Annotated in this window: 12 protein-coding genes; 2 read left to right on the top strand and 10 right to left on the bottom strand. The window is 62.2% G+C overall.

The window, feature by feature from the left end; all coding sequences use genetic code 11:
- Positions 1–26 precede the first annotated feature (26 nt).
- Together JAO77_RS09975 and JAO77_RS09970 are read right to left on the bottom strand one after the other, a co-directional pair.
- Entirely contained in the window at positions 27–4,079 is a 4,053-nt protein-coding gene (locus JAO77_RS09975; protein WP_198990202.1) for a non-ribosomal peptide synthetase, read from the bottom strand.
- 5 nt (positions 4,080–4,084) lie between these two features.
- A complete protein-coding gene (locus JAO77_RS09970) occupies positions 4,085–10,777 on the bottom strand; it encodes a polyketide synthase (RefSeq protein WP_198990201.1) in 6,693 nt (2,230 codons plus the stop codon).
- A 647-nt stretch (positions 10,778–11,424) separates the two neighbouring features.
- On the opposite strand from JAO77_RS09970, the gene JAO77_RS09965 reads away from it, so the two are divergent.
- Positions 11,425–12,228 carry an alpha/beta fold hydrolase gene (locus JAO77_RS09965; RefSeq protein ID WP_198990200.1) on the top strand — a complete coding sequence of 268 codons (804 nt, stop codon included), beginning with the start codon at positions 11,425–11,427 and terminating at the stop codon, positions 12,226–12,228.
- 83 nt (positions 12,229–12,311) lie between these two features.
- The gene (locus tag JAO77_RS09960; RefSeq protein WP_213019362.1) at positions 12,312–13,016 is read left to right on the top strand and encodes an SAM-dependent methyltransferase; all 705 of its coding nucleotides are present in this window, start codon (positions 12,312–12,314) and stop codon (positions 13,014–13,016) included.
- Between the two features lie 57 nt (positions 13,017–13,073).
- Here JAO77_RS09960 and JAO77_RS09955 read toward each other — a convergent pair whose 3' ends face one another.
- The 8 genes from JAO77_RS09955 to JAO77_RS09920 form a co-directional block, all read right to left on the bottom strand.
- Complete coding sequence (locus JAO77_RS09955; protein WP_198990199.1) at positions 13,074–14,063, bottom strand: T9SS type A sorting domain-containing protein; 990 nt, start codon at positions 14,061–14,063, stop codon at positions 13,074–13,076.
- Positions 14,064–14,305: 242 nt separating this feature from the next.
- On the bottom strand, positions 14,306–15,634 hold the full coding sequence (locus JAO77_RS09950; protein ID WP_235998340.1) for a sensor histidine kinase: 1,329 nt from the start codon (positions 15,632–15,634) through the stop codon (positions 14,306–14,308).
- A 97-nt stretch (positions 15,635–15,731) separates the two neighbouring features.
- On the bottom strand, positions 15,732–17,102 hold the full coding sequence (locus JAO77_RS09945) for a sigma-54-dependent transcriptional regulator (protein ID WP_198990198.1): 1,371 nt from the start codon (positions 17,100–17,102) through the stop codon (positions 15,732–15,734).
- A 104-nt stretch (positions 17,103–17,206) separates the two neighbouring features.
- Positions 17,207–17,908, bottom strand: a complete 702-nt coding sequence (locus tag JAO77_RS09940) for a head GIN domain-containing protein (RefSeq protein WP_198990197.1) — start codon at positions 17,906–17,908, stop codon at positions 17,207–17,209.
- A 222-nt stretch (positions 17,909–18,130) separates the two neighbouring features.
- Positions 18,131–19,330, bottom strand: coding sequence for an ABC transporter permease (locus tag JAO77_RS09935; protein WP_198990196.1), 1,200 nt, complete (start codon positions 19,328–19,330; stop codon positions 18,131–18,133).
- Positions 19,331–19,381: 51 nt separating this feature from the next.
- Positions 19,382–20,629: an ABC transporter permease gene (locus tag JAO77_RS09930; protein ID WP_198990195.1), complete on the bottom strand. Its 1,248-nt coding sequence runs from the start codon at positions 20,627–20,629 to the stop codon at positions 19,382–19,384.
- A gap of 124 nt (positions 20,630–20,753) precedes the next feature.
- Positions 20,754–21,449 carry an ABC transporter ATP-binding protein gene (locus JAO77_RS09925; protein WP_198990194.1) on the bottom strand — a complete coding sequence of 232 codons (696 nt, stop codon included), beginning with the start codon at positions 21,447–21,449 and terminating at the stop codon, positions 20,754–20,756.
- A gap of 120 nt (positions 21,450–21,569) precedes the next feature.
- Positions 21,570–22,988 carry a TolC family protein gene (locus JAO77_RS09920; RefSeq protein ID WP_198990193.1) on the bottom strand — a complete coding sequence of 473 codons (1,419 nt, stop codon included), beginning with the start codon at positions 22,986–22,988 and terminating at the stop codon, positions 21,570–21,572.
- Positions 22,989–23,227 lie beyond the last annotated feature (239 nt).

The raw sequence follows: 23,227 nt of genomic DNA, 5'->3' as shown, positions 1-23,227 counted from the left end.
CCAGGCAACACTTGCGCAATTGCCACCTAGGTACATTGGTCGAGGGCGGCTTGCAGAACCCGGGCGCATTCGATGTCGTGGGGCGGGGCAAACATGTGGAAATGATTGCCGGGCAGGTCATACGTTTTCACCCCAGCCGTAGCAAATTCCTTCCACCCCAGGTACGTACTGTCTTCCATGTAGTAAAGGCGCTCCTTACTGCGAAATACGTGCACCACAACGGCTTGCGGCTGCAGCTGATACTGATGCTGCGCCAGCGCGTGCACGAGGCCCAACTGGTAGGAGTGCCCATTGATGCGCTCGTACTGCTCAGCTGGGCTGTACCGCAACCGCTCTATTGTGGCTCGCCGCAGCGACTGTACCTTCAACCTAATAGCCTCGTGAGGACTGTTCTTCAGCGCCACCAAATTATAGAAAAGGTTATAAGCCCGCTTCATGCCTTGCTTCCACTTTTTGCGCAACCACGGGTCATAATGGGTTGTGCGCTCGGCATAGGTGTCAAACATACCCAGGAAGACTACCTGCCGGCCCGCCGCTGTAAGTTGGCGAGCCATTTCGAAAGCAATAATGCCCCCAAACGAGTAGCCCGCCAGTGCATATGGCCCGTTGGGGTTAGCTGCCGTAATGGCTGCCACATAGTGTGCCGCCATCTCCTCCACGCTAGCGGCGGGCTCCTCCGTGCCGTCGAGTCCCTTAGCCTGCAAGCCGTATACGGGCTGGTCGGGCGCCATCTGCTTCGACAGCGCGTTGAAGATAAGCACGTTGAATCCTGCCCCATGCACGATGTATAGGGGCGTTCTGGTACCTTGGGGCTTGATGGGCACTAGCGAGTGCCATGCGGCCGATGGGCTATCCTGCTGCAGCACAGCCGCCAGCTTTGCCACCGTAGGGTGCTCAAACAGTGTGGCCAAGGGCAGGCGCTGGCCAGTGGCCTCGGCCAGGCGGCTCATCACCTGCACCGCAATGAGGGAGTGGCCTCCTAGCTGAAAGAAGTCATCGCTCAGCTCAACCTGCGCCACGCCTAGGCACTCCCGCCAGGTGGCGGCCACCAGCTTTTCGAGGTCGGTGTGGGGCTGGCTCGGGGCAAGTGTGCTGCCCATTTCTACCCCGCTGGGCGCAGGCAGGGCTTTGCGGTCGAGCTTGCCATTGAGTGTCAGGGGAAGCGCGGGAAGCGTTACAAAGTCACTAGGCACCATGTAGGCGGGCAGTTGGCTTAGCAATGCCTGCTGCCAGCGACCAGTGCGGGCCTTGTCGAGCGGCGTGGCCGCCGGGCTGGCCAGTACGAGGTAGGCTACCAAGCGCTCGTCGCCGGGGTGGCGCTCGTAGGTGCTAATGACAGCCTGGCGCACCTCCTCAAAGGCTTCGAGGGCGTGCTCAATTTCGGCGGGCTCGATGCGGTAGCCCCGGATTTTCATTTGCTGGTCGAGGCGCCCTAGGCATTGTACTTCGCCCGAAGGCAGCAGCCGGCCTAGGTCGCCGGTGCGGTAAAGCAGTGCCCCCGACTGGCTAGCAAAGGGGTTAGCCACAAACTTCTCGGCTGTGAGGGCAGGGCGGTTTAGATAGCCGCGGCCAACGCCGTCGCCGGCAATGCATAGCTCGCCCGGCGCACCAGGGGCCACCGGCCGGCCGTGCTCATCCAGAATATAAAATTGGGTATTGGCAATCGGGTGGCCGATAGTGACTTCCGTATCGGCGCGGCTCATCTGCTTAACCGATGACCAGATAGTGGTTTCGGTGGGCCCGTACAGGTTCCATACGGCCTGGCTGCGAGCCAGCAGCCGGCTGGCCAGCTCTAGTGGCAGGGCCTCGCCCCCGCACAGCACCTTCAGCGGCAGGGGCTGCTGCCAGCCCGCATCGAGCATCATGCGCCAGCTAGAGGGCGTGGCTTGCATGATAGTGATTTTCTCACTTTCTACCAGTCGCAGCAACTCCTGTCCTTCCTTGGCTGCGTAGGCGTCGGCCAGCACTACGGTGGCTCCGCTTACTAGAGGTAGGTACAGCTCCAGGCCCGCAATATCGAAGGAAATGGTGGTAATAGCCAGCAGCTTATCCTCGGCCGTGATGCCCGGCGCTTGCTGCATGCTGCACAGAAAGTTTACGGCATTGCGGTGTGTGATTTCCACCCCCTTAGGCTTGCCAGTCGAGCCCGAGGTATAGAGCACATACAGCACCTGCTGGCTGTCGGGCAGCGCGGTGGGCTCCTGGTCAGAGTAGCTGCGCGACAGCTCTAGGGCCTCGTCGATGGCCAGCACGCGGGCTGTGGTGGCCAGAGCAGCCGAGGTAGAAGCCAGCAGCAGCCGCGCACCTGCGTCGGCGAGCATAAATTCGAGCCGCTCGGCTGGGTAGGCGGGGTCGAGGGGCACGTAGGCCGCCCCGCACTTCATGAGCGCCAGCAGGGCAATAACTAGCGCAGGCGAGCGCTCTACCGCAATGCCCACCACGTCGCCGTGCTGCACACCCTGGTGCCAGAGGTAGTTAGCCAGTTGATTGGCGCGGCGGTCTAGGTCGTGGTATGACAGCTGTTCTTGGCGAAACCGCAGCGCCGGCCGCTCGGGCGTGGCCCGGGCCTGCTCGGCAATGAGCTGATGCAGCAGTTTGTGTGCCGGATACGGCTGCGCAGTGGCATTGAGCGCTTGGTAGGCCGCATCCAGCGGGGCAGCCTCGCCCTGTACCAGCGCCTTGAGGCTAGTAGTGGGCTCGGTACTAATGCGGCGCAGCAATGCCTCAAAACTGGCCATCCAGAAGCCTATGGTTTCGGCTTTGAATAGGTCGGTGTTGTAAGACCACTCCAGCACCAAGTCTTGCTCGGTACCGCTGGCATTCAAAAACAGCTCGAAGCTTTCGTAGGCTCTGGGGTTGTTAATCAGCTCGTAGCGCAAGCCCTCAAACGCCACCTCGTTGGTCAGCCCTAGGTCGATGTTGAACACCACTGGCACCAATGGCACGCGAGAGACATCGCGGGTTAGGCGCAGCTTCTTGAGCAGGCTGCCAAAGGTGAGTTGCTGGTGCTCGTAGGCGTCGAAGAGCGCTGTTTTGCGCTGCCGCAGATAAGAAACAAAGTCACCATCGCCGTAGGGCCGGCTACGCAAGGGCAGCAGATTTACACAGTGCCCCACCAGTTGCGGTAGCCCGCTGGCCGACTGTCCGGCCGCTGGCAACCCCACTACTACTTCGTTTTGGCCAGTGAGCTGGGCCAGCAGTACCTCAAAGGCCGCCAGCAGCGTCGTCACAAAGCTACTGCCGGCCCGCAGGCCTACTTTTTTGAGGTCTGCTACTAGGCTGGGAGCCAATGAATAATCGGCGCGGGCGCTATGGTAGGTGCGCACGGCTGGCCGGGCAAAGTCGGTAGGCAGGGCCACTACCGGCACCGGGCCTTGGTATTGCGCCAGCCAAAATTGCTCGACCACTTGATAATCAGCGCTGCGACTAAAAAGCAGCTGCTGGTCGGCATATTGGCCAAACGGCGTGGCGGCCGGCAGTGTAGGCGCTACGCCTTGGTAATAAGCCGAGTACAGCGCACCTAGCTCTTGTAGCAAGATGCCCAGCGACCACCCATCACATACAATGTGGTGGACTGTCAACACCAGTTGGTGCTCCTTAGACGCTACGCTAAATAGACTGGCTTTCAGCAGCGGGCCATGTAGCAGGTCAAACACGTACTGGGCATCGCGGGCCACACAAGCGGCCACTGCCGCTTGCTGCTCAGTGGCGCCTAGGTCAGTGATAGCCTGATAGGCAACCTCCAGCGGCAGTTCCCGAAATACACAGCTGTATTTGCCATCAGCGCTGAAGGCCGAGCGCAGGGCCTCGTGGCGCTGCCCTAGTGCCCGTAGCGCCCGCTCAAGTGCGGTGCGGTCGAGCGGCCCTACTAGGCGCAGGGTCACCGACTCGTTATAGGCGCGGCTGGCATCGTCGCCGCCGAGCAGGCACGCCGCCCAAATCTCGGCCTGCGATTCGGTAGTGGGCACCAGTCGCAGCAGTTCGGGCCCGGCGAAGGGGTCAAATTCCACTTCAGCCACCGTGGCTAGGCGCGCTGGCAGGCGCGCTATGAGCGGGTCATCAGTAAAGATTTTGCTCATGGCCGTTAGTTCACGCTAAGTTGACGATAGCTGTCGGGGCGGCTGGGGTCGGCCACAAACCAAGCGGGGTTGCCGGCCCGGTCGCGGCCCAGGCGAGCACCGGGCGCCGGGGGCTGGTTGAGCTGCTCGGTGGTACCTAGGGCGGGCGCCGCCGGGCGGGCAGTAGCAGGCCGGCTCGACTTGAGGAAGCCAGCGACCACTAACTCGCGGGCGCTAGCCAGGCAGGCCGCTACTATCTGGTCAACTTCCGCCGCGGTGTGGGCTGTGGTGAGAAAGCACGGAAAGCCATCCCAAATGTGGATACCTTTCTCGCGCATGAGCGTAAACAGCAGCTCGTTATACGGCAGCTCATCGTAGAACTTAATTTTCCAGAGCGACCCAAAATGCGCCACGTAGAAGGGCAACTGCTGGCGCTCGAGCTCGGTATTGAGCGCATGGGCTAGCCGCTCGGTGCTGGCTGTCAACTCTTGCTGCAACCTAGGGCCTTGCTCTTTAAGGTATTGGAGGGAGGCCTTGGCGGCCGCCAGCGCCAATGGGTGCCGCACAAACGTGCCAGCGAAGTAGGTCACGCCCACCTCCGGAAACGAGGCGTCGCCGTACTGCCAGTGGCCGCCGTCGAGGGCATCCATCCATTCTTCGTGCCCCGCAATCACGCCGATAGAGAGCCCGCCGCCCACCACCTTGCCGTAAGTGGCTAGGTCGGCCCGGATACCAAATAGCGCCTGCGCCCCGCCCGGGTGCATCCGGAAGCCCGTAATAACCTCATCAAAAATTAGAGCCGTACCCGCAGCCGCTGTTACCTCGCGCACCTGCTTCAGGAATGCCACCGGCCGGAATTCGGGCCGCCGGCTTTGCACGGGCTCGACCAGCACCGCCGCCAGTTCGTGCGCCCGCTCCCGGATGATGCGCAGGCTCTCCTCAGTACCGTAGTCCAGAATGAGCATATTTTGCACCGCTTCGGGCATAATGCCGGGCGCCGCCGGGAAGGACTTGAGCTGTTTGGTACCGCGCACCAGCACCTCATCAACAATGCCGTGGTACGACCCCGTGAAGGCCACCACCAATGAGCGCCCCGTGACGGTGCGGGCCACGCGCAAGGCACCTAGGACGGCCTCCGAGCCAGTATTGCACAAGCCAACCCGGTCGAAGCCCGTGAACTCGCACAGCAATTCGCTCACCTCGCCAGCCAGCACGTGCTGGGGCCCTATCTCGTAGCCCTGCTCAATTTGGGCGTGCAGCGTTTCTTTCAGAAAAGCGGGTTGGTAGCCTAGCAGCGACGACCCAAACCCATTGAGAGCATCAATGTACTCATTGCCGTCGAGGTCCCAGAGGTGGCTACCCTGCGAGCGGTTGACTACCAGCGGATAAACTAGCTCCTTGGTCAGCGGCCGGAAGCCCGACACCACGCGCGGGTCGGCCATATGGGCGCGGTGCTGCTGCGTGTAGGCCTTGCTAGCAGCAGTTTTTTTAGTGTAGCGGCGCGTCAATTCCTGTAAAAACGCCTGCTGCACCGGCCCCAGCTCGGTGGCCTGGCGCTCGATGCGAGCAGTAGCTCCGAAAGGCTTTTTCAGCTCGGCAACTTCTTCTGCCGAGAGTTCAGCCGCCGAAGAGGGGGCCGGTGCTGCGGGCGCGGAAGCCTGCACCGGGGCAGCTAGGGCTGGGGTAGGCAGCGCCAGGCTAGGTGCTGCCGCCGGCACCGGCAGGGGCACCGCGCCAGCCGTACTAGCTTGCACCAAGGCTACTTGCTGGGCAATAAGCTGTAGCTGCTGAGCCAATAGCCCCAGCGTGTCGCTGGCAATCGGCGCGGGTAGCGCTGGCCCTGCCATAAAGGCCCCCACTGGCACTGCGGCGGGTATGGGCACCGCCAGTGCAGGGGCAACTGGTGCAGGCGTAGGCGCCACCGGAGTGGCTGGTGCCTCGGCTGGCAACTGCTGGTCGAGGTAGTCGACTAGCTGGCCTAGGGTGGCATATTCTTCATTCAGCTGCCGGAAGGTGATAGGCAAGCCAAACTCTTTCTTCAATGTAATGGCCAGCTGCGTCAGTAGCAGCGAATCGAACCCAACTTCTAGGAAGCTGGCGGTAGGCGGGGCGGTGGCTAGCTCAATGCCGGAGGTTTCTTCCAGCAAGGTTCGCACCTTGGTAAGTAGCGTCGTCTTTCTCATACTAATGGCAGAAGGAAGTAGCGGGATAGTAGCAGGTAGTAGAGGGCGAGGCAGCTCATATGCCGCGGGCGCCGCCGAGGCGGTGGCGGCAGCAGGAGGGTCGACCCAGCACCGCTGGCGGTCAAAAACGTAGGTAGGCAAGCTGATTTTGCGGCGCGCTTGCCGAGCATATAAGCGAGAAAACTCTATAGGCAACCCATTCATCCACAACTCTCCCAATGCTGCCAGCATGGCGTGGCTATCAGTGTGAGTGGTAGCCGGGGGCAAGCCTGGTAGCACGGCCGCGGCGCGGCGCCCTAGGTGCGGCCGGGCCAGCGCGGCTAGCACGCCGCTGGGCCCTACTTCGAGCAGCAGCGGGCTGGGGAGGCTACCTAGGGTATCAAGGGCTTCGGCAAAGCGTACCGTGCGCCGCAAGTGCTGCGTCCAATATTCGGGGTCGGTTGCTTGAGCATCCGTAAGCCAAGTGCCACTGACGGTAGATACCACCGGCCGTTGGGGGCGGTGCAGCGCCACAGTGGCTACCGCCGCCCGGAAGGCAGGCAGCACAGGCTCCATCATGGCGGAGTGAAAGGCGTGGCTAGTAGCCAGCACCCGGCTTGGAATGGCTTGCGCGTCGAGCCACTGCACGAAAGTGGCCACGTCTTCGGCGGGGCCGGCTACCACGCAGCGCCGAGCGCCATTGGTGGCCGCTAGCGAGAGGGCGGCGGGCAATTGAGTCAGCACCTCGGCGGCGGGCAATTGCACCGCTAGCATACTGCCGCGCGGCAGTTCGCTCACCAGCTGGGCGCGGGTGGCCACCAGCCGCAGGGCATCGGCCAGCGTGAACACACCCGCTAGGTGGGCCGCCACAAACTCGCCCACGCTGTGGCCGCACAAAATACTGGGCTGAATGCCCCAGCTCTGCCACAGCTGCGCCAGGGCGTACTCCGTCACGAAAAGCGCTGGCTGGGTGTATCGCGTATTTTTTAGGCGTTCTTCGGCGCTAACGCTGTCCGGCGTAGGGTACAGCACTTCGCGGATATCAACTGCCAGCTGGTCGCGCAGCAGCGTGGCGCACTCGTCTACCGCCTGGCGATAGGTGGGCTCGTGCTCATAAAGGCCGCGCCCCATGTTTAGGTATTGCGAGCCTTGGCCGGGGAATAGAAACACCGTTTCGCCGGGCACCGTGGCTACAGTCTTGGTGCCGCCTAGGGTGCTTGACGGGCGCTGAAGCGCAGCTACTGCCTCGGCCGCCGTGCCTGCCACTACAAAACCGCGGTGTGCAAACGCCGGCCGCGTGGTGTGCAGCGTAAAAGCCGCATCGACTAAGGAAGTAGCCGAATTAGCACCTAGGTACTGCGCAAGCTGCTGGGCGTAGGCCGTGCGGCTGGCTTCTGACTTGGCTGACCACGTGAGGAGCTGGGCCGGGCGCTCGGCGCTCGGCAGCCCAGCCGTATTGGGCTTGGGCGCCACGTATTCTTCCAGTACCACATGCACATTGGTACCGCCCACGCCGAAGGAGCTTACCCCGGCGCGGCGGGCGCCCGCGGGCTGCCAGGGCGAAAGCGCGGCGTTGACAAAGAAGGAACTACTGGCAAAGTCGATGTGTGGGTTGGGCGCCGCAAAGCCCAGCGAGGCCGGCAGCTGTTGGTGGCGCATGGCCAGCACGGTCTTGATAAAGCCTGCTACCCCAGCCGCCGCCGTGAGGTGCCCTAGGTTGCTCTTGATAGAGCCCAGGGCGCAAAACTGCCGGGCCGCCTGCTCGCCAAAGGCCATCGCCAGGCCCTCGATTTCAATAGGGTCGCCAAGCGGCGTGGCGGTGCCATGGGCCTCCACGTAGCTGATGGTGGCAGGGTCGATGGCGCCATCGGCCAAGGCTTGGCGAATGGCGCCGGCCTGGCCCTCAGCACTGGGGGCAGTGAAGCTGCCCTTGCCAGCGCCGTCGTTATTCACCCCTACCCCTTTAATAACGGCGTGAATGGTATCGCCATCACGCTGGGCGGCGGCCAGGGGCTTGAGCAGCACTACCCCGGCTCCGTCGCTGAATACCGTACCCTGCGCCTGCGCATCAAACGGGCGGCAGTGGCCATTACCGCTCAGCATGGCGCCTTCTTGGTAAAGGTGGCCGCTACGCTGCGGCGCCGTGATGCTGACGCCGCCCGCCAGCGCCACCTCACACTGGCCGCTGCGCAGGCTCTGCACGGCTTGCGTAATGGCCAGTAGCGACGTGGAGCAGGCCGAGTACACACTCACGGCTGGCCCCGTGAGGCCTAGCTGGTAGGCGATCCGCGAGGCCAGGTAGTCCTTCTCATTCACCGTCATTACCTGAAACTCGCCTAGCTGCGCCACCTGCTCGGGGTGGCGCAGTACGTGGCGCAGGTAGTAGGTATTATTGCCGCTGCCCGCAAACACGCCCACGCGCCCAGCGTAGGTCTGGGGCAGATAGCCGGCTTCTTCTAGCGCCTCCCAGGCTATTTCCAGAAATACCCGCTGCTGCGGGTCCATCAGCTCGGCCAGCTTGGGTGGCAGCTTAAAAAAGCGGGCGTCGAACTCCTCCGCGTGGTCAATCAGGCCGCGGGCCGCTACGTACAGCGGGTCGTTTTTGAGGGCGACCGGAATAGACGCGTCTAGTTCTTCGGGACTGAAAAATTGGATGGTTTCGCGCCCCTGCGCCAGCACATCCCACAGTTCCGCCACCGACGCTGCCCCCGGAAAGCGCCCCGCCAAGCCAATCACCGCCACGTCGCCTGCGTGACTAGCGCGAGTTTGGCTAAGGTCGGCCGGGGCCGGGCGATGCTGGCTCCCACCACCTAGGTAAGCGGCTAGGCCAGCCGCTGTGGGCAACTGGTAGAGCTTGGTGATGGGCACGGTGTGCTGGTGCCGCTTCTGGAGCGTAGCCACTGTTTTTTGGGCCAGCAATGAGTTGCCACCCAGCTCAAAAAAATTGTCGTCGGCTCCTATTTCATCTAGCTGCAACAGCTCGGCCCAGAGCTGCGCCACGTGCTGCTCGGCACCGGCAGCGGGCCGCCGAAACGGTACACCTAGGGCAGGGCGCTTGCGCTCGGGAGCCGGTAGGGCTTTCTTGTCGACCTTGCCGCTCGTGGTTTTGGGCAGCTCGGCCAGCCACACAAAGGCGCTGGGTAGCATGTAGTCGGGCAGGCGCTCGGCCAGCGCCTGGCGCACCACCGACACCGCTGGCTCGGCACCGGGCGCAGGCACGAGGTAGGCTACTAGCTGGGGCGAGCCGGTGGGGCCAACGTGGGCCACCACCACGGCCTGCCGAACGCCCGGCAAATCGGCCAGTGCCACCTCAACCTCCCCCACCTCGACGCGGTGCCCGCGGATTTTGACCTGGTCATCTTGACGCCCCAGAAACTCGATGTTGCCATCGGGCAGGTAGCGCCCTAGGTCGCCGGTGCGATAGAATCGCTGGCCATCCGCTTCCACAAACTTTGCCTGCGTTAGCGCAGGCTGGTTGAGGTAGCCTTCGGCTAGGCACACGCCAGCAATGCACAGCTCGCCCACTTCGCCGGCGGGCACGGGCTGCAGGTTGGCATCTAGAAAGAAAACTTCGGTGTTAGCAATAGCTTGGCCGATGCCGGGCAGCGCGGGCCAGGCAGCGGGCGAGCCCGCCAGGCGCAACTGCGTCACGACGTGGCACTCGGTGGGCCCATACTGGTTGTAGAGCACGCAGCCGGGCAGGGCGGCGCAAAAGGCCGCGAGCTGCGGCGTAATCTTAAGCTGCTCGCCGGCCGTCATTATTTCGCGCAGGCTGGCCGGAAAGCGCTGGGCATTTACGGCGGCCTCGGCCAGCGCCTGCAGCGCCACGAAAGGCAAAAACAGTCGGTTGACCGCCTGCTCATCGAGTAGTGCCAGCAGGCCGTCGAAGTCGAGGCGCTGCTCTTCATCGAGCAATACTAGTGTGCCACCGGTGGTCAGGGTAGCGAAAATCTCCTGAAACGACACGTCAAAACTCAGCGGCGCAAACTGCAAGGTGCGCGTGCCAGGGCCCGCCAGTGAGTGCTCGTTTTGCCATTGCAGTAAGTTCACCAGCGCTTTGTGCCCCATGCATACGCCCTTAGGCTCGCCGGTCGAGCCGGAGGTGTACAGCACGTAGGCTGCTGCACCGGGGTGGACAGCGTGCTCGCCGCTCGGAGCTGTGGCATCGGGCGGCAGCACGTGTAAGCCCAGCGCCGCTAACGAGGCGGCATCGGTGGCGGGCGCGACGCAGCTAGTGAGGCCCGAATTGGCCACGAGCTGCGCTAGGCGCTGCGCTGGGTAGCTGGGGTTGAGGGGCAGATATCCTTTGCCCGCCTTCAAAATGGCCAGCGCCCCCACCACCATGTCGAATCCGCGCGTGGTGCTGAGGCCAATCAGCGCGTCGGCCGGGGCTTGTTGCCGAATAGCCTGGCTAAGCTGGTCGGCCCGCGCTAGTAGCTGCGCGTAGGTCAGAGTTACGTTCGTGGCTACTACTGCTACGCGTGTAGGGTATTGGGCAGCCGCTTGCTCAACTAATTCGTGAACTAGCTCCGAAAGAAGAGTATTTGCTTTAGACATTTTTATAACTATTGCTCAACAAACCACACGCTATCCGACAGCAAGTTGACATAATATTGAGTAAGTATTCACAAAGCACTATCAAATATTAGTAATAAATTTTAATAGATAATCAATATCATTGGAAATATTTATTTTAATTCATTTTAGACGCTATAATTACACATGCCTTATCAATTGTGGCCTCGAAATAACAAAACAGAACAGTAGAGACAATAAAATTCAGGATATATTATCTAAACGTCCAGTTTTACTGTGTCAAAATCTAAGTTTTTCTTAGCGAATGTTTGTTTAAGCATGTATCATTTGCGTTAAACTGGCTTTGTGTTAATACTGAGCTAGAGAATATTTACCACTTCTTATTCAGCATATCGCGCCATAAATAATACAACATATGTTCTGCTTATGACTCGCAAGAAAATCAAGTTTTATGCAGCAACTTATTTTAAGAATTTTACAAGAAAATTCCATATTAAAGAGAGCAAGAAACCACACACAATACCCGAGGCTTAGAGGCATAATGATTAAGATGTGTATGTCCTACATTTTCACCGATGTAGGAGGACCTTTATATGGGTAGTTGCGGTCTCGCTCTCACCACCGAGCTGTAGGCTCTCATCTTTGCACTTCTATTCCGCTTCTACCCCATGGCTACTCCCCTGCTGCACTTTCTCGAACAAGGCGACCCGGCTGCCCCGCCGCTGGTGATTTTGCACGGCCTCTTTGGCACCCTCGATAACTGGCAGACGCTGGCGCGCCGCTGGGCCGACGAGGCTGGCCTGCGCGTTATTAGCGTGGACTTGCGCAACCACGGGCGCTCGTTCCACGCGCCCGAGCACAGCTACGCCTTGATGGCGCAGGACGTGCTAGCGCTGTTTGACCACCTAGGGCTCGATGTGGCACGCCTCACACTGCTGGGGCACAGCATGGGGGGCAAGGTGGCCATGACCCTAGCCCTAGGGTACCCCGAGCGACTGGCGCAGCTGATAGTGCTGGACATCGCGCCGCGCTTTTCGGACATGGAGCACCAGGATGACATCATTGCGGGTTTACAAGCCGTGGACCTGAGCACCATTCAGAACCGGCAGCAGGCTGAGGCAGCGCTACTGCCGCGAATTCCGCAGCTAGGCGTGCGGCAGTTTTTGCTTAAGAACTTGTACCGGCGCGAGGACAACTCTTTTGCTTGGCGCATCAACCTGCCGGCGCTGGTCGAAAACCTGGCAGCCGTGGGCCAGGAAATCTCGTCGGCCCAGCCGTTTCTCAAGCCCACCCTTTTTATCCGGGGCGGCAAGTCAGACTACATCACAGCGGAGGACAAGCTGCACAGCATCCCAGCGCTGTTTCCCAACTCACAGGTGGCCACCGTGCCCGACGCCGGCCACTGGGTACACGCCGAAAAGCCCGACGAAATTTTCGGGCTAGTACGCAACTTCTCTTCCATGAGCCATTGATAATGAGCGACGGGCGGGCTCATAGTACATCACCTGCCCATCTTCTTTCGCTACTCATTGTTCACTGCTCATTGCTCATCAATATGCTTTACCTCCTCCCTACCCCGCTGGCTGAGGGCACCGCGCCGCAGGTACTGCCGCCGCAGGTGGTAGCAGCCGTGGCACGGCTGCCCTACTTTCTGGTCGAAAACCTGCGCACAGCCCGCCGCTTCGTGAAGGAGGTAGCCCCGCACCGCGTCATCGAAGACATTCGCTTCGAGCTGATTGACAAGGACAGCACGCCGGCCCAGGTGCGCGCCGCCCTCGAGCCGCTAGTGAAGCAGGGTCTTGAAGCGGGCGTACTATCGGAGGCCGGTTGCCCCGGCATTGCCGACCCCGGCGCGGCATTGGCGCAGGAGGCGCACCGGCTAGGGCTGCCGGTGCGGCCGCTCGTGGGGCCGTCGAGCATCTTGCTGGCGCTCATGGGCTCAGGGCTCAATGGGCAGCGGTTCGCGTTTCATGGATATTTGCCCATCGAAAAAGGCGCGCGCATTGCGGCCATCAAAAGCCTGGAAAAGGAGAGCATCCAGCGCGACCAGTCGCAGCTGTGCATCGAAACGCCCTACCGCAACGACCAGCTGCTGGCCGACCTGCTGACCCACCTAGGGCCCGGCACTCGCCTCTGCGTGGCCGCTGACCTCACCGCGCCCACCGAGTACCTGCGCACGCTGCCCGTGGCTGCCTGGCGGCAGCTGCCCGAGTTGCCCAAGCTGCACAAGCGCCCAGCAGTGTTTGCGCTCGGCAAGTGATAAATAAGGAAGAGCTAAAAGCAAACGACGTACGCCCTTACCTCGCCACCAACACACTCAGTTTGCTTTCACAACTTTTACGCGTTGGCCGGTTGCCTCGTCCTGCAAAAAATACGGGCCAGCGGGCAAGCCACTCACATCCAGCTGCGGCTGGCTGGGGGTGGTAGTAGCGCGCCGCACGGGTCGGCCTAGGTAGTCTAGCACCATAAAACTGGGGCCCGCTGCCCCAGCCACAGTGAGTGGGCCAGTAGTGGGATTTGGGTACGCCAGCAGCTTGGTAGCCCACGCTGTAGCCTGTACGGCCGCCACCGGCCCGAAGGTGGCTATGCCATCGTGGTCGAGTTGCCGCAGGCGGTAATAGTGCTGGGTGCCGGGGGCCGCCCCAGCATCTACATACTGGTAGGTGCGGGCCTGCGCCGTAGTACCCGCCGCTTGCACCCGCCCAATGGCCCGGAAGCTGCAGGGGGCAGCGGCCGTGGCCCGCTCTATCACAAACTGGTCGGCATTGCGCTCCGATGCCGTGGCCCACGCCAGCGCCACGCCCGCCGGTGTAGCTGTGGCTCTAAAGCTGGTGAGCACCACCGGCAGGGGCGCTACGGTGCTAAAGGCCTCGTATATCTCGATATCCTGACCTAGGGCCAGCACCGAAAAGAAAACCAACTCTATCTGATTGAACGACTGGGTTGGGGTAAAGGAAATACGCCGGATGCCCGAGGCGTCTATTTGCAGGGCTAGCAGGTTGCTGCTCAGTACATGGCTATCAACCGGGGTGGTAGTAGCGCCGTCTTGGTAAAACGTATTCAGCGTGGCGCCGCCCAGGAGGGCCGCCGAAATCAGAATGTTGGGCCGGATGTACATGCCCGCTTCTTTGCCGGCAGCGGCCGTGATGGGGAAGCTGACCCGCAGCCGGGTGTAGCCGAGCACCAGCGAGGGCTTGACGATGGCGTTAGTGGCCAAGTTGCCATCAGCCGCCCGGCTATTATTCGATACGATGCCATCTTCCAGCACCACTTTATTGGCATACTGGATTTGGGCGGCACCGGGCAAGCTTAGGCAAAGGCAAGCTAACAGGAGCAGCGTCCGTAGCCAATGCAAAGGAGAATAGTACATGCAGGAAAAGGATAAAGCGTATGCCTGCCTTTTCACAAACCCATTGCCAAGCTGCTTTTTATTTTTATCGTGCAGTTTCTTCTATTTATTCCCCTATTCCCAACGAAGGTCACCTACCATAATGGGATACCTAGGTCCCCTTTTGGTAAGAAGCAATAGAATTAAATCCAGACTATTGGCTACGCGCCAGCACTAAATACAAGCTCAAACACCGTGCGCCCGTCGCCTTCCGTTTCGAGCCGAAAAGAGATGCCGTGCGCTACTAAAATGTCGCGCACCAGCGTGAGGCCAATGCCCTGCCCGCCCGCCTTGGTGCTGAAAAACGGCGTGAACAGCTGCTGACTGACCTCGGGGCTGAGCGATGCGCCATCGTTGGCGATGCTGAGTGTAAGTGGCTGGGTAGTGGTCGTTACCCACACGTTGCCGCCGCCAGTACCGATAGCTTCGAGGGCGTTTTTGGCTACGTTGAGTAGGGCCTGCGTGAGCTGCTGCGAATCGGCCTGCACTACAAGCGGGCCCGCCGAGGCTAACTGCCAATGCCACGCCACGCCCTGGGCCGCGCTGCGCGGAGCCAGCAAGTGGCCTAGGTCGCGCAGCAGGGCGTGCAGGTCGGTGGGGTGCGGGGCGGGCGGGGGCAGGCGCACCAGGCGGGCGTAGCCGGCCACAAAGTCGGCGAGTTGGGTATTGCGGGCGATGCTTACTTCCAGGGCCTGCGCAAAGTCGGCTTGGTCGGCTAGGGCCAGCTGCGGGGTATAGTGCCGGAAGCTACCCAGCAGCGAGTTTACGGCCCCGATGGAGTTGTTGACCTCATGCGCCACCAGCCGAATGAGCTGCTCGTAGGTTTGCTTTTCCTGGGCCCGAATTTCCTGCGTCAGCTCTTCGAGCACCACGAAGCGCCGCTGAAAGCCCCGGTCGAGAAAGTGCGCGGCGGCGGCCCGGTAGGTTTGGCCGCCAGGCAGACGCACGGTTTGGGGCTGGCCGGCGGTTAGGTCGGCCAGCACCGCGCCCCACGGGGCGGGCAGTCCGGCCACCGCCTGGCCGGCCAGCACCGCCGCGGGCTGACCTAGGGCCCGCGCCGCCGCCGCATTGGCGCTGGCAATGAGTTGGTCGAAAGTCAGTATCAGGATACCAGCCGGCGAGGCCTGAATAAGCCGCTCGAGCAGCACACTTTGCTCGTGCTGGCTCACGCGCTCTTGGCGCAGGGCATCGAGCATGTGGTTGTACACCGCCACGAGTTGGTCGAGTCCTGGCTGACCCACGGGCTGAAACTTCAAGTTAAAATCCTGGGCTTGTAGCGCTGCCGTGCCGGCCTCGATGAGCCGAATGGGCTGCATAAAGCTGCGGTAAAGCTGCCAGGCCAGCACTAGGCTGCCGAGCAGCACCACCTCGCAGGTGAGAAACAGCGCCACATTGGTGGTGCGCGCCTGCGCCGCCAGCGTGATGAGCACCGCATACAGCGGCAGCAAAAACAAAAGCAGCTTGAGGCGCATACCTGAAACGGTTGTCATTGCGAGCGCAGCGAAGCAATCGCATCAGAACGGGGTGCTTAACAGGTGCGATTGCTTCGCTGCGCTCGCAATGACAACTTTTTACGGCCGCGCTGGCCTATTCGCTGTACGGAATGCCAAACTTATCCAGCCTTCTATACAACGCCCCGCGGCTTAGGCCCAGCGCCCGCGCTACCTGACTGAGATTGCCCCGATAATGCGCCACGCTTTGGCGAATGGCCTGCTCTTCTAGGGCCTCCAGCGTCATGGTGCCGGGAGGCGGTAGGGCGGCCTCGGCAGTGGCTGCGGGGGGCCCTAGGTGCCGCGCCTGGAAGTCGGCGGGCGTGAGCTCGTCGTGCGGGCTGGTGAGCACGGCACGCTCAACCAGGTTTTTGAGCTCGCGAATATTGCCGGGCAGCGTTTGGGTTTGCAAGTAGTGCGCAGCGGCCGGGCCCAGGCGCAGGCCGGGGCGGCTGTAGGTGGCTTGCAGCTGCCGGATAAAGTACTGCGCCAAGCGCGGAATATCGTCGGCCCGCTCGCGCAGGGCAGGCAGGTGCAGCGTAATGAGGTTGAGCCGGTAAAACAGGTCTTCGCGGAAGCGGCCCTGGGCCACGAGCTCGGCCAGGTTCTTATTGGTAGCGGCCACCACCCGGATGTCGAGGCGGCGGGGGCGCGAGTCGCCGAGCACCTCGTAGGTGCGGTCTTGCAGCACGCGCAGCAGCTTTACCTGGCTAGCCAGCTCCAGCTCGCCTATTTCGTCCAAGAAGATGGTGCCGCCATTGGCCAGCTCGAAGCGGCCCACGCGGTCGGCGCGGGCATCGGTGAAGGCGCCGCGGCGGTGGCCGAACAGCTCGCTCTCAAACAGCGACGACGAGATGCCGCCTAGGTTCACTTTCACGAAGGGCTGGGCACGACGCGGACTGTTCTGGTGCAGAGCCTCGGCAATGAGCTCTTTGCCGGTGCCACTTTCACCTTCTATCAGCACCGAGGCATCGGTAGCAGCCACCTGCCCTACCTGCCGCAGCACGGCTAGCAGGCGCGGGTCTTCACCCACTATGCTACCTAGGGCAAACTGCCGGTCGAGGGCCGGGCGGCTGGGCAACGGCGCAGCCTCGGTGGGCGCGTGCAGCTGCAAAACGGTGCCGATGATTTGAAGCAGCGTTTCATTTTGCCAGGGCTTGGTAATAAATTCGGCCGCGCCAGCCTTCATGCCCGCCACCGCCAGCGCAATGCTGCCCCAGCCCGTGAGCAGAATGACGGGTACCTGCGGCGCTAGGGCTTTGAGCTGACCTAGGAGCGCCAGCCCGTCGGTCCCGGTAGTGGCAGCCGTAAAGTTCATGTCGAGCAAAATGAGCTGAGGCGCCACCGCCCGCACGGCGGCCAGCGCCTCGGCCGGGCCGGCCACGGCCTGCGCCGGGTAGCCAGCCTGCTTCAGCAGCAGTTGCAGCGACACGCGCACGGCTAGGTCATCGTCGACAATTAGTATCATGTTCTATCATATCCTATCCTTGCGAGCGTAGCGAAACCATCGCACCCGGGCAACATAGCCGCCTAGGTGCGATAGTTTCGCTACGCTCGCAAGGACAAACGTACTCACCGGCCGCTTACGCTGCCGCCGCTGCTGATGCGCTTGGTGAGCTGTGGCGAGCCTTTGTAGCTGATGCTGCCGCCGCTGCTGGCCTGGGCCACGAGGTCGTCTTTCACGGCCACCGTGATGGAGCTACCGCTGCTGGCTTCGGCGCGGCAATGGTCGGCCTGCAGCTTGGGGGCATCCATGCTGGCGCCGCTGCTGCTTTGCACGTCGAGGCTGGTGGCGCGGCCGCTGAGCGTAGCCGAGCTGCCGCTGCTTTGGCGCACGGTGAGGGTAGTAGTGGCTAAGTCGGCCTGCACACTGGCCCCCGACGACACATCGAGCCGGAACTCAGCCGCATCGAAGTCGCCCGAAGTGCGCACCGATGAGCCGCTACCTGCCGTAAGAGCCGTGAGTTCGTCGGCCGTCACGGCTACGCGCAGGCGCTTGTTGGTGCGGTCGTTGCGGCGGTTTCTGTCATCTTCGTTTTTGTAGCGCAGCGTCAGCACGCCGTCTTTCACGGTGGTTTCGATGCGGTCGCGGTACTCGTCGGTGGTGGCGCTCACCTCCACACGCTGGCTGTGGCCAGCCGTGAGGGCCAGCTCGATGCCGGTACCCACGTTGATGGCTTGGAAGGCGGGCACCTGGCGGGTTTGGGTGTTTTGAGCTTGGGCAGTAGTGAGGGCAGCGAGGCCGAGCAGGGCGGGGAGCAGAAGGTTTTTCATGACTCAGAAAGACAGGTAGCGTGAAGAGAATACTTGGTTGGTTTTGCCTAGGGTACCAGGCTGGGCAGGCGTCCGTTACACGGGTCAAAAAATATAATTAGTGGCGCGGTACAGCTGGCTGCCCTGGTAGATGTTGCAAAGGTGTTTGCCGTTGCCGCCGGCCCCAAGAATATTATCCCAACTGGCGCTGGCCTTACACCAACCCGCTTTTTAGCGCCATTTTTACTCCTCGCGCAGGGCCACTGCCGGCCGAATGCCCGCCGCCAGCCGGCCAGGATAGAGCGCGCACACGGCCGCCAGCCCGTAGAGCCCCACCGCCGCCAGTCCCATCGCGGTGAGGTACACCCCGGCCGGCACCTCGAAGGCCCCGAGCAGCGGAAACTGCACGGCTATCAGCAGCCCCAGCACCAGCCCGAAGGTGGTAACCACCAGCGTTTCGCCCACCACCAGGCGGCTGATGGCGCCGGCCGTGGCCCCCAGCGCCCGGCGCACACCCAGCTCGGCGCGGCGCTGGCTGATGTTGAGCCACAGCACCCCAAAGAGACCTAGGGCCATGTTGAGGAGCAGGAAAATGCTCATCACACTTAGCAGCACGGGCTTGGTCAGCAGCGTTTTCACTTGGCTGGCGTGCATTTCGGGTAGGGTGCGCACTGTGGCCGACCAGCCGGGGCCGATGCGGCGGATTTCATCGGTCAGGCGCTTTTCGAGGGCGGCCCCGCTGCCGGCAGCCACCCGCAGCAGCAGCGCATCGGGCAGAAAAGTCGTATCAGCCGCAAACACCGGCTGCACCACGGCAGGCACAGGGTCTTGCAGTTCGCCATCGGCGCGGTAGGCTTGCATCACACCCACTACTCGCCACTGCTTTTTGTCGAAGCTGAGTAGCTTGCCCACAGCTTGCTCATTGCTGGGGAAGAATGCCTCCCGCAGCCGTTCATCTATCACGATGGGGCCGTGGGCGCTGGGGGCCACATCTGCGGGCTCAAACCAGCGGCCGGCCATCATATTCAGGTTCATCACCTGGCGCAGTTCGGGGCCGACGTTGAAGATATTTACCGTTTCGGCGCTGTGCACTACCCGGCCCTGGGCATCGGTTTTCTCTACCGACATCTGGCTGTCGTTGAACGAGAACGGAGTATTGGCCGCCGACACGGCCACGCCCTGCACGCCGGGCAGGGCGCGCAGCCGGCCTAGCACCTGCTGCAAGGTGCCAAAGCGCTCGGCCCGCGGCTGACTGCCAAACGCCAGGTTGACCTGCCACGCCTGGTTGTACTCGAAGCCCAGCGGCTGGCGATAGTTGGCCCACAGGCCCGCCCCGATGGTGCCCACCGCAAACAGCACCACAAAGGCCAGCAAAATCTCTATAATGAGCAGGGCATTGGCCCGGCGGCGGTTCCACATTAGGGTAAACAGGTGGCGTAGCATAAGTTAAGGAGCAATTGACAGTGAGCAAGGAGCAGCGAAGCCTAGGGCACCCTAGGCTCCTAGCTCGCCTTTAAGGGCTTTGATGGCGGGCAGCTTCGACATTTTGTAGGCCGGGTAGGCCCCCGAGAGCAGCCCAAATACAAGGGCCAGCCCCAGGCCCAGAGCAAACACGCGCCCGCTCAGGGCCAGCTGGGCGTAGGGGATGAAGTGGCTGTCGTTGAGCAGGTGCAGCACAGCGGCGGCCAGGGCCAGCCCCAGCAGCCCACCTAGCAAAGTCAGCAGTAGGTTTTCAACTAGAAATTGCCCGGCCAGCCGCCCGGCCGTGGCCCCGAAGGCCTTGCGCACGCCTATCTCGGCGGCTCGCTCCAAGGTGCGGCTCACGTTGATGTTAACTAGGTTGAGAGCGGGCAGCAGCATAAAGAGCAGCCCTAGGGCCAGCCATTGCCGCCAGAAGCGGGCGGCGTCGCCGTCTTGCCCGGCGTCGTTGTTGTGGTTGGCCATGTAGTGGGCTAGCAGCGTGCGGGCGTAGGAATTGATTTCCTTGTATTCTTTTTCAGGAATGGGCAGGCGGGCCAGCACCTGCTGATACTCGGCCTGCACCGCGGGCACGTCGGCCGCACTGCGAGCCAGGAGGGTAGCCTGGTACTCGCCTAGGTAGCCGGGGCGGCGCAGGTCGTCGGCGGTGGTAGTCACGGGCAGCCAGCACTCGGCGTAGTTCAATTCGCGGGCGGTGGGCACGTCGGCCACCACACCCAGCACTCGGTAGGGCTGACCATTGAACTGCACGGCCTGGCCCACGGCGGCAGCCTCCGAGCCAAAGCAACGCCGGGCCACGGTGGCATTAAGCACGATGACGTGAGCGGCGTCGCGCACCTCGGCGGCGTTGTAGGCCCGCCCGGCCACGAAGTCAAAGTCGAGCACCTGCCACAGGGCGGCGTCGGTGTAGCGGCGGTCGGCCTTCACCACCTGCTGGCCCACGTATAGGGCGATATTGATGGGGAAAGCTTCACTCACAGCCACAGCTTGCGGCGTGCGTAGCGAGCGCACGTGGCGCTGCAAAAAATCGTAGCCCAGCGCCGAGCTGCTTTGCGTGCCCGGCCCTTTTAGAACCATACGGTTGACGAACAGCAGTCGGTCGGTACGCCGCTCGGGGGACCGCGCCCCCACAGCGTGGTCGAAAAGGGCGTACACCACTACCAGCATCATCAAGGTGAAGCTGATACCAAACAGGCTAATGCCGGTAAAAAACTTGCGCCGCTGCCAGCCGCGCCAAGCGAGTTTGAGGTAGGAAAGGAACATGAGAGCAATGAGCAGTTAACAGTGAGCAATGAGCAGCGGGCAATAAGCAGGAGCAATACCTAATGAACTGACTAGCCAGGCGTTTTGCGGCCTGCACCTTGCTCATTGTTGATTGCTCATTGAATCACGCTACCTGCCGGCCGTCGAAAAACCGTATCAATCGCTGGGTTTTCAGCGCCTGCTGCTCGTCGTGCGTCACCATCACGAGGGTGGTTCCCTGCTCTCGATTGAGACCTAGGAGCAGTTCCATGATTTCCTCGCCCATTACCGAGTCTAAGTTGCCGGTGGGCTCGTCGGCCAAGATGATTTCGGGCTGGCCGGCCAGGGCGCGGGCAATGGCTACGCGCTGCCGCTGCCCGCCCGAGAGCTGAGCCGGGAAGTGCTTGGTGCGGGCGTTTAGGCCCACTTTGTCGAGGGCCTCCAGGGCCCGGCGGCGGCGCTCGCTGCCCCCGATACTGGGCCGGTAGAGCAGGGGCATTTCCACGTTGTCGAGCACCGACAGGTCGTTGATGAGGTGGTAGCTCTGGAAGACAAAACCGATTTTGTGGTTGCGCAACCCGGCCAGCTCTTTATCAGAATACGAGGTCACGGGCCGGCCGTCAATCTCGATAGTGCCCGAGCTAGGCTCGTCGAGCAGGCCCATGAGGCTGAGCAAAGTCGATTTGCCACAGCCGCTGGGACCCATTACCGACACAAACTCGCCCCGGTTGATGGTGAGGTTGACTTGGCTAAGCGCCACGGTTTCGATGGTGCGGGTTTGGTAGACCTTCTCGATGTCGGCGAGGCGGATGACGGGGGAGGTGGTGGAAGTTGACTGCATAAAAAGCGCGTTAAAATCGTCTGTCATGCTGACGAAGGAAGCATCTTGGCGAAATAGTTTTCAGGCTAATGAAGCGGCCAATATGCTTCCTTCGTCAGCCTGACAATCGTATAAAAGCAGCTACTCGGCAGCCAGCGGCTGCCCGGTTTCGAAGTCAAATAAAGTGAGCCCGCGCAGCCGGTAGTGGGCCACCCACCCGGCCCGCAACGCCAGGATGTAGCTGCGCCGCGCGAGGTCTTTGGCCGCCGAGGCCAGCGTGAGGTCGGTGAGCGAGAGGCGACCGGCCTCGTAGGTGGCGCGGGTGATGGCGTAGCGGCGCTGGGCCAGCGTATCGGCGCGGGCGGCCAGGCTGGCTTGCCCAGCTAGGGCGGGCACCTGGGCCGCCTGCGTGAGCACGGTTTGCTCGAAGGCGCGCTCGTCTTGGGTCACGGCGGCCTGGGTTTGGTCGCGGGCCAGCTCGGCGGTGCGCACGGTAGCGCGACGGCGGCCCCAGTCCACGAGCGGCAGCGAAAAGGCCAACGATACCTGCTGCTGGTTTTGCAGCGCCCGGTAGCTGTCGAGCAGGTAGGGCGCTTGGTTCACGTAGCCGAGGTTGGCGGTGAGGGTGGCCAGGAAGCCGGTGGTACCCCGCGCCTGGGCTACGTCGCGGGCCGCTTGCAGCTGCTGCCGCTGGAAGGCTAGCGGCGCGGCCCGGTGCTGGCGAGCCTGGCTTAGGGCCTCGGTGGGCACCACGGCCAGGGCGGGCGCGGGCGTGGGCACGGCCAGCGGCGGGGTTTCGGCCAGGCCGGGTAGGGCGCAGTAGGTGCGCAAACTCACGGCGGCGCGCTCGGCATCGAGGCGGGCCTGCACCTGGGCCTGCTGGGCGTCGAGCAGATTCAGCTCCAACTGCACCAAATCGCTCTGCGACAGGCGACCTAGAGCGTATTTCTCGCGGCCCACGCGCAGCAGCTCGGCGGTGGCCTGGGCATTCTGGCCAGCCACGGTGGCGTTTACCTGCTGCAACAGTACGTCGAAGTACAGCTCGGTTACGCGCTGGGCCAGGGCTTCGCGGTCTTCGAGGTACTGGCGCTGGCTTTCCTGGTAGAGCAGCGGCGCAATGCGGCGGTTCCAGCGCAGAGCATTGAAGTAGCCCAGAGGCTGCGTGAGACCTAGGGTAAAGGGCTGGTTGTTATAGCGCTTCTCGCTGCGGGCAAAGTCATCGAAGCGCTGCACCTGTGAGCCAATGACGACTTGCCCGCCCGTGAGGCCAATATTTTGGCTCAGGCCCACCCCCAGCAGCGAGTTATTATAGCGCACGCTCTGAAACTCGGTGGTGCCATCGGGTTGCACCACCGGGATGATGGCGCGGTTGAAATTGGGCACTGTGCCGGCCAGCGTCAGCTGCGGGCGGTAGTTGGCCTGGTAGGCGCGGTAGGCCCAGTAGCCACCTTCGCGGGCGGCGCGGGCTTGCAGGCTGGCAGCCGAAGTAGCTAGGGTTTGCTCAATGAGCGCGGGAAGGGTCAGGGTTTGGGCGGGGGCCGCTATCGCTAGTGAAAGCAACCCAGCCGCGATACCCCACGAGACCCCTATGGGGCCGCCCCTCCCCTCCGGGAGAGGGGTGCCAGATGACTGACAGGCGGCTTTTTTTCGAAGAAAGGTGAGTAGCAAAAAAAGCACGATTGATAAGCATTTACATGAATAATCTTCAGGCTCCCCCTCTCCCGGAGGATTCCGCGCATTAATCCGCGCATTAATCCGCGCATTAATCCGCGCATTAAGCGGAGAAGGGGCGGCCCCAT

The organism is Hymenobacter sp. BT559 (genome assembly GCF_016427535.1).
Taxonomy (GTDB): Bacteria; Bacteroidota; Bacteroidia; order Cytophagales; family Hymenobacteraceae; genus Hymenobacter.
The sequence above is the reverse complement of the archived record's forward strand: the minus strand, read 5'-3'. Positions and strand labels throughout refer to the sequence as shown.

Bases quoted from the DNA above. Each gene is read 5' to 3' on its own strand.
- JAO77_RS09925 (WP_198990194.1), bottom strand. From the start codon at position 21,449: ATGCAGTCAACTTCCACCACCTCCCCCGTCATCCGCCTCGCCGACATC.
- JAO77_RS09960 (WP_213019362.1), top strand. From the start codon at position 12,312: ATGCTTTACCTCCTCCCTACCCCGCTGGCTGAGGGCACCGCGCCGCAG.
- JAO77_RS09970 (WP_198990201.1), bottom strand. From the start codon at position 10,777: ATGTCTAAAGCAAATACTCTTCTTTCGGAGCTAGTTCACGAATTAGTT.
- JAO77_RS09945 (WP_198990198.1), bottom strand. From the start codon at position 17,102: ATGATACTAATTGTCGACGATGACCTAGCCGTGCGCGTGTCGCTGCAA.
- JAO77_RS09940 (WP_198990197.1), bottom strand. From the start codon at position 17,908: ATGAAAAACCTTCTGCTCCCCGCCCTGCTCGGCCTCGCTGCCCTCACT.
- JAO77_RS09935 (WP_198990196.1), bottom strand. From the start codon at position 19,330: ATGCTACGCCACCTGTTTACCCTAATGTGGAACCGCCGCCGGGCCAAT.
- JAO77_RS09975 (WP_198990202.1), bottom strand. From the start codon at position 4,079: ATGAGCAAAATCTTTACTGATGACCCGCTCATAGCGCGCCTGCCAGCG.
- JAO77_RS09965 (WP_198990200.1), top strand. From the start codon at position 11,425: ATGGCTACTCCCCTGCTGCACTTTCTCGAACAAGGCGACCCGGCTGCC.
- JAO77_RS09950 (WP_235998340.1), bottom strand. From the start codon at position 15,634: ATGACAACCGTTTCAGGTATGCGCCTCAAGCTGCTTTTGTTTTTGCTG.
- JAO77_RS09930 (WP_198990195.1), bottom strand. From the start codon at position 20,629: ATGTTCCTTTCCTACCTCAAACTCGCTTGGCGCGGCTGGCAGCGGCGC.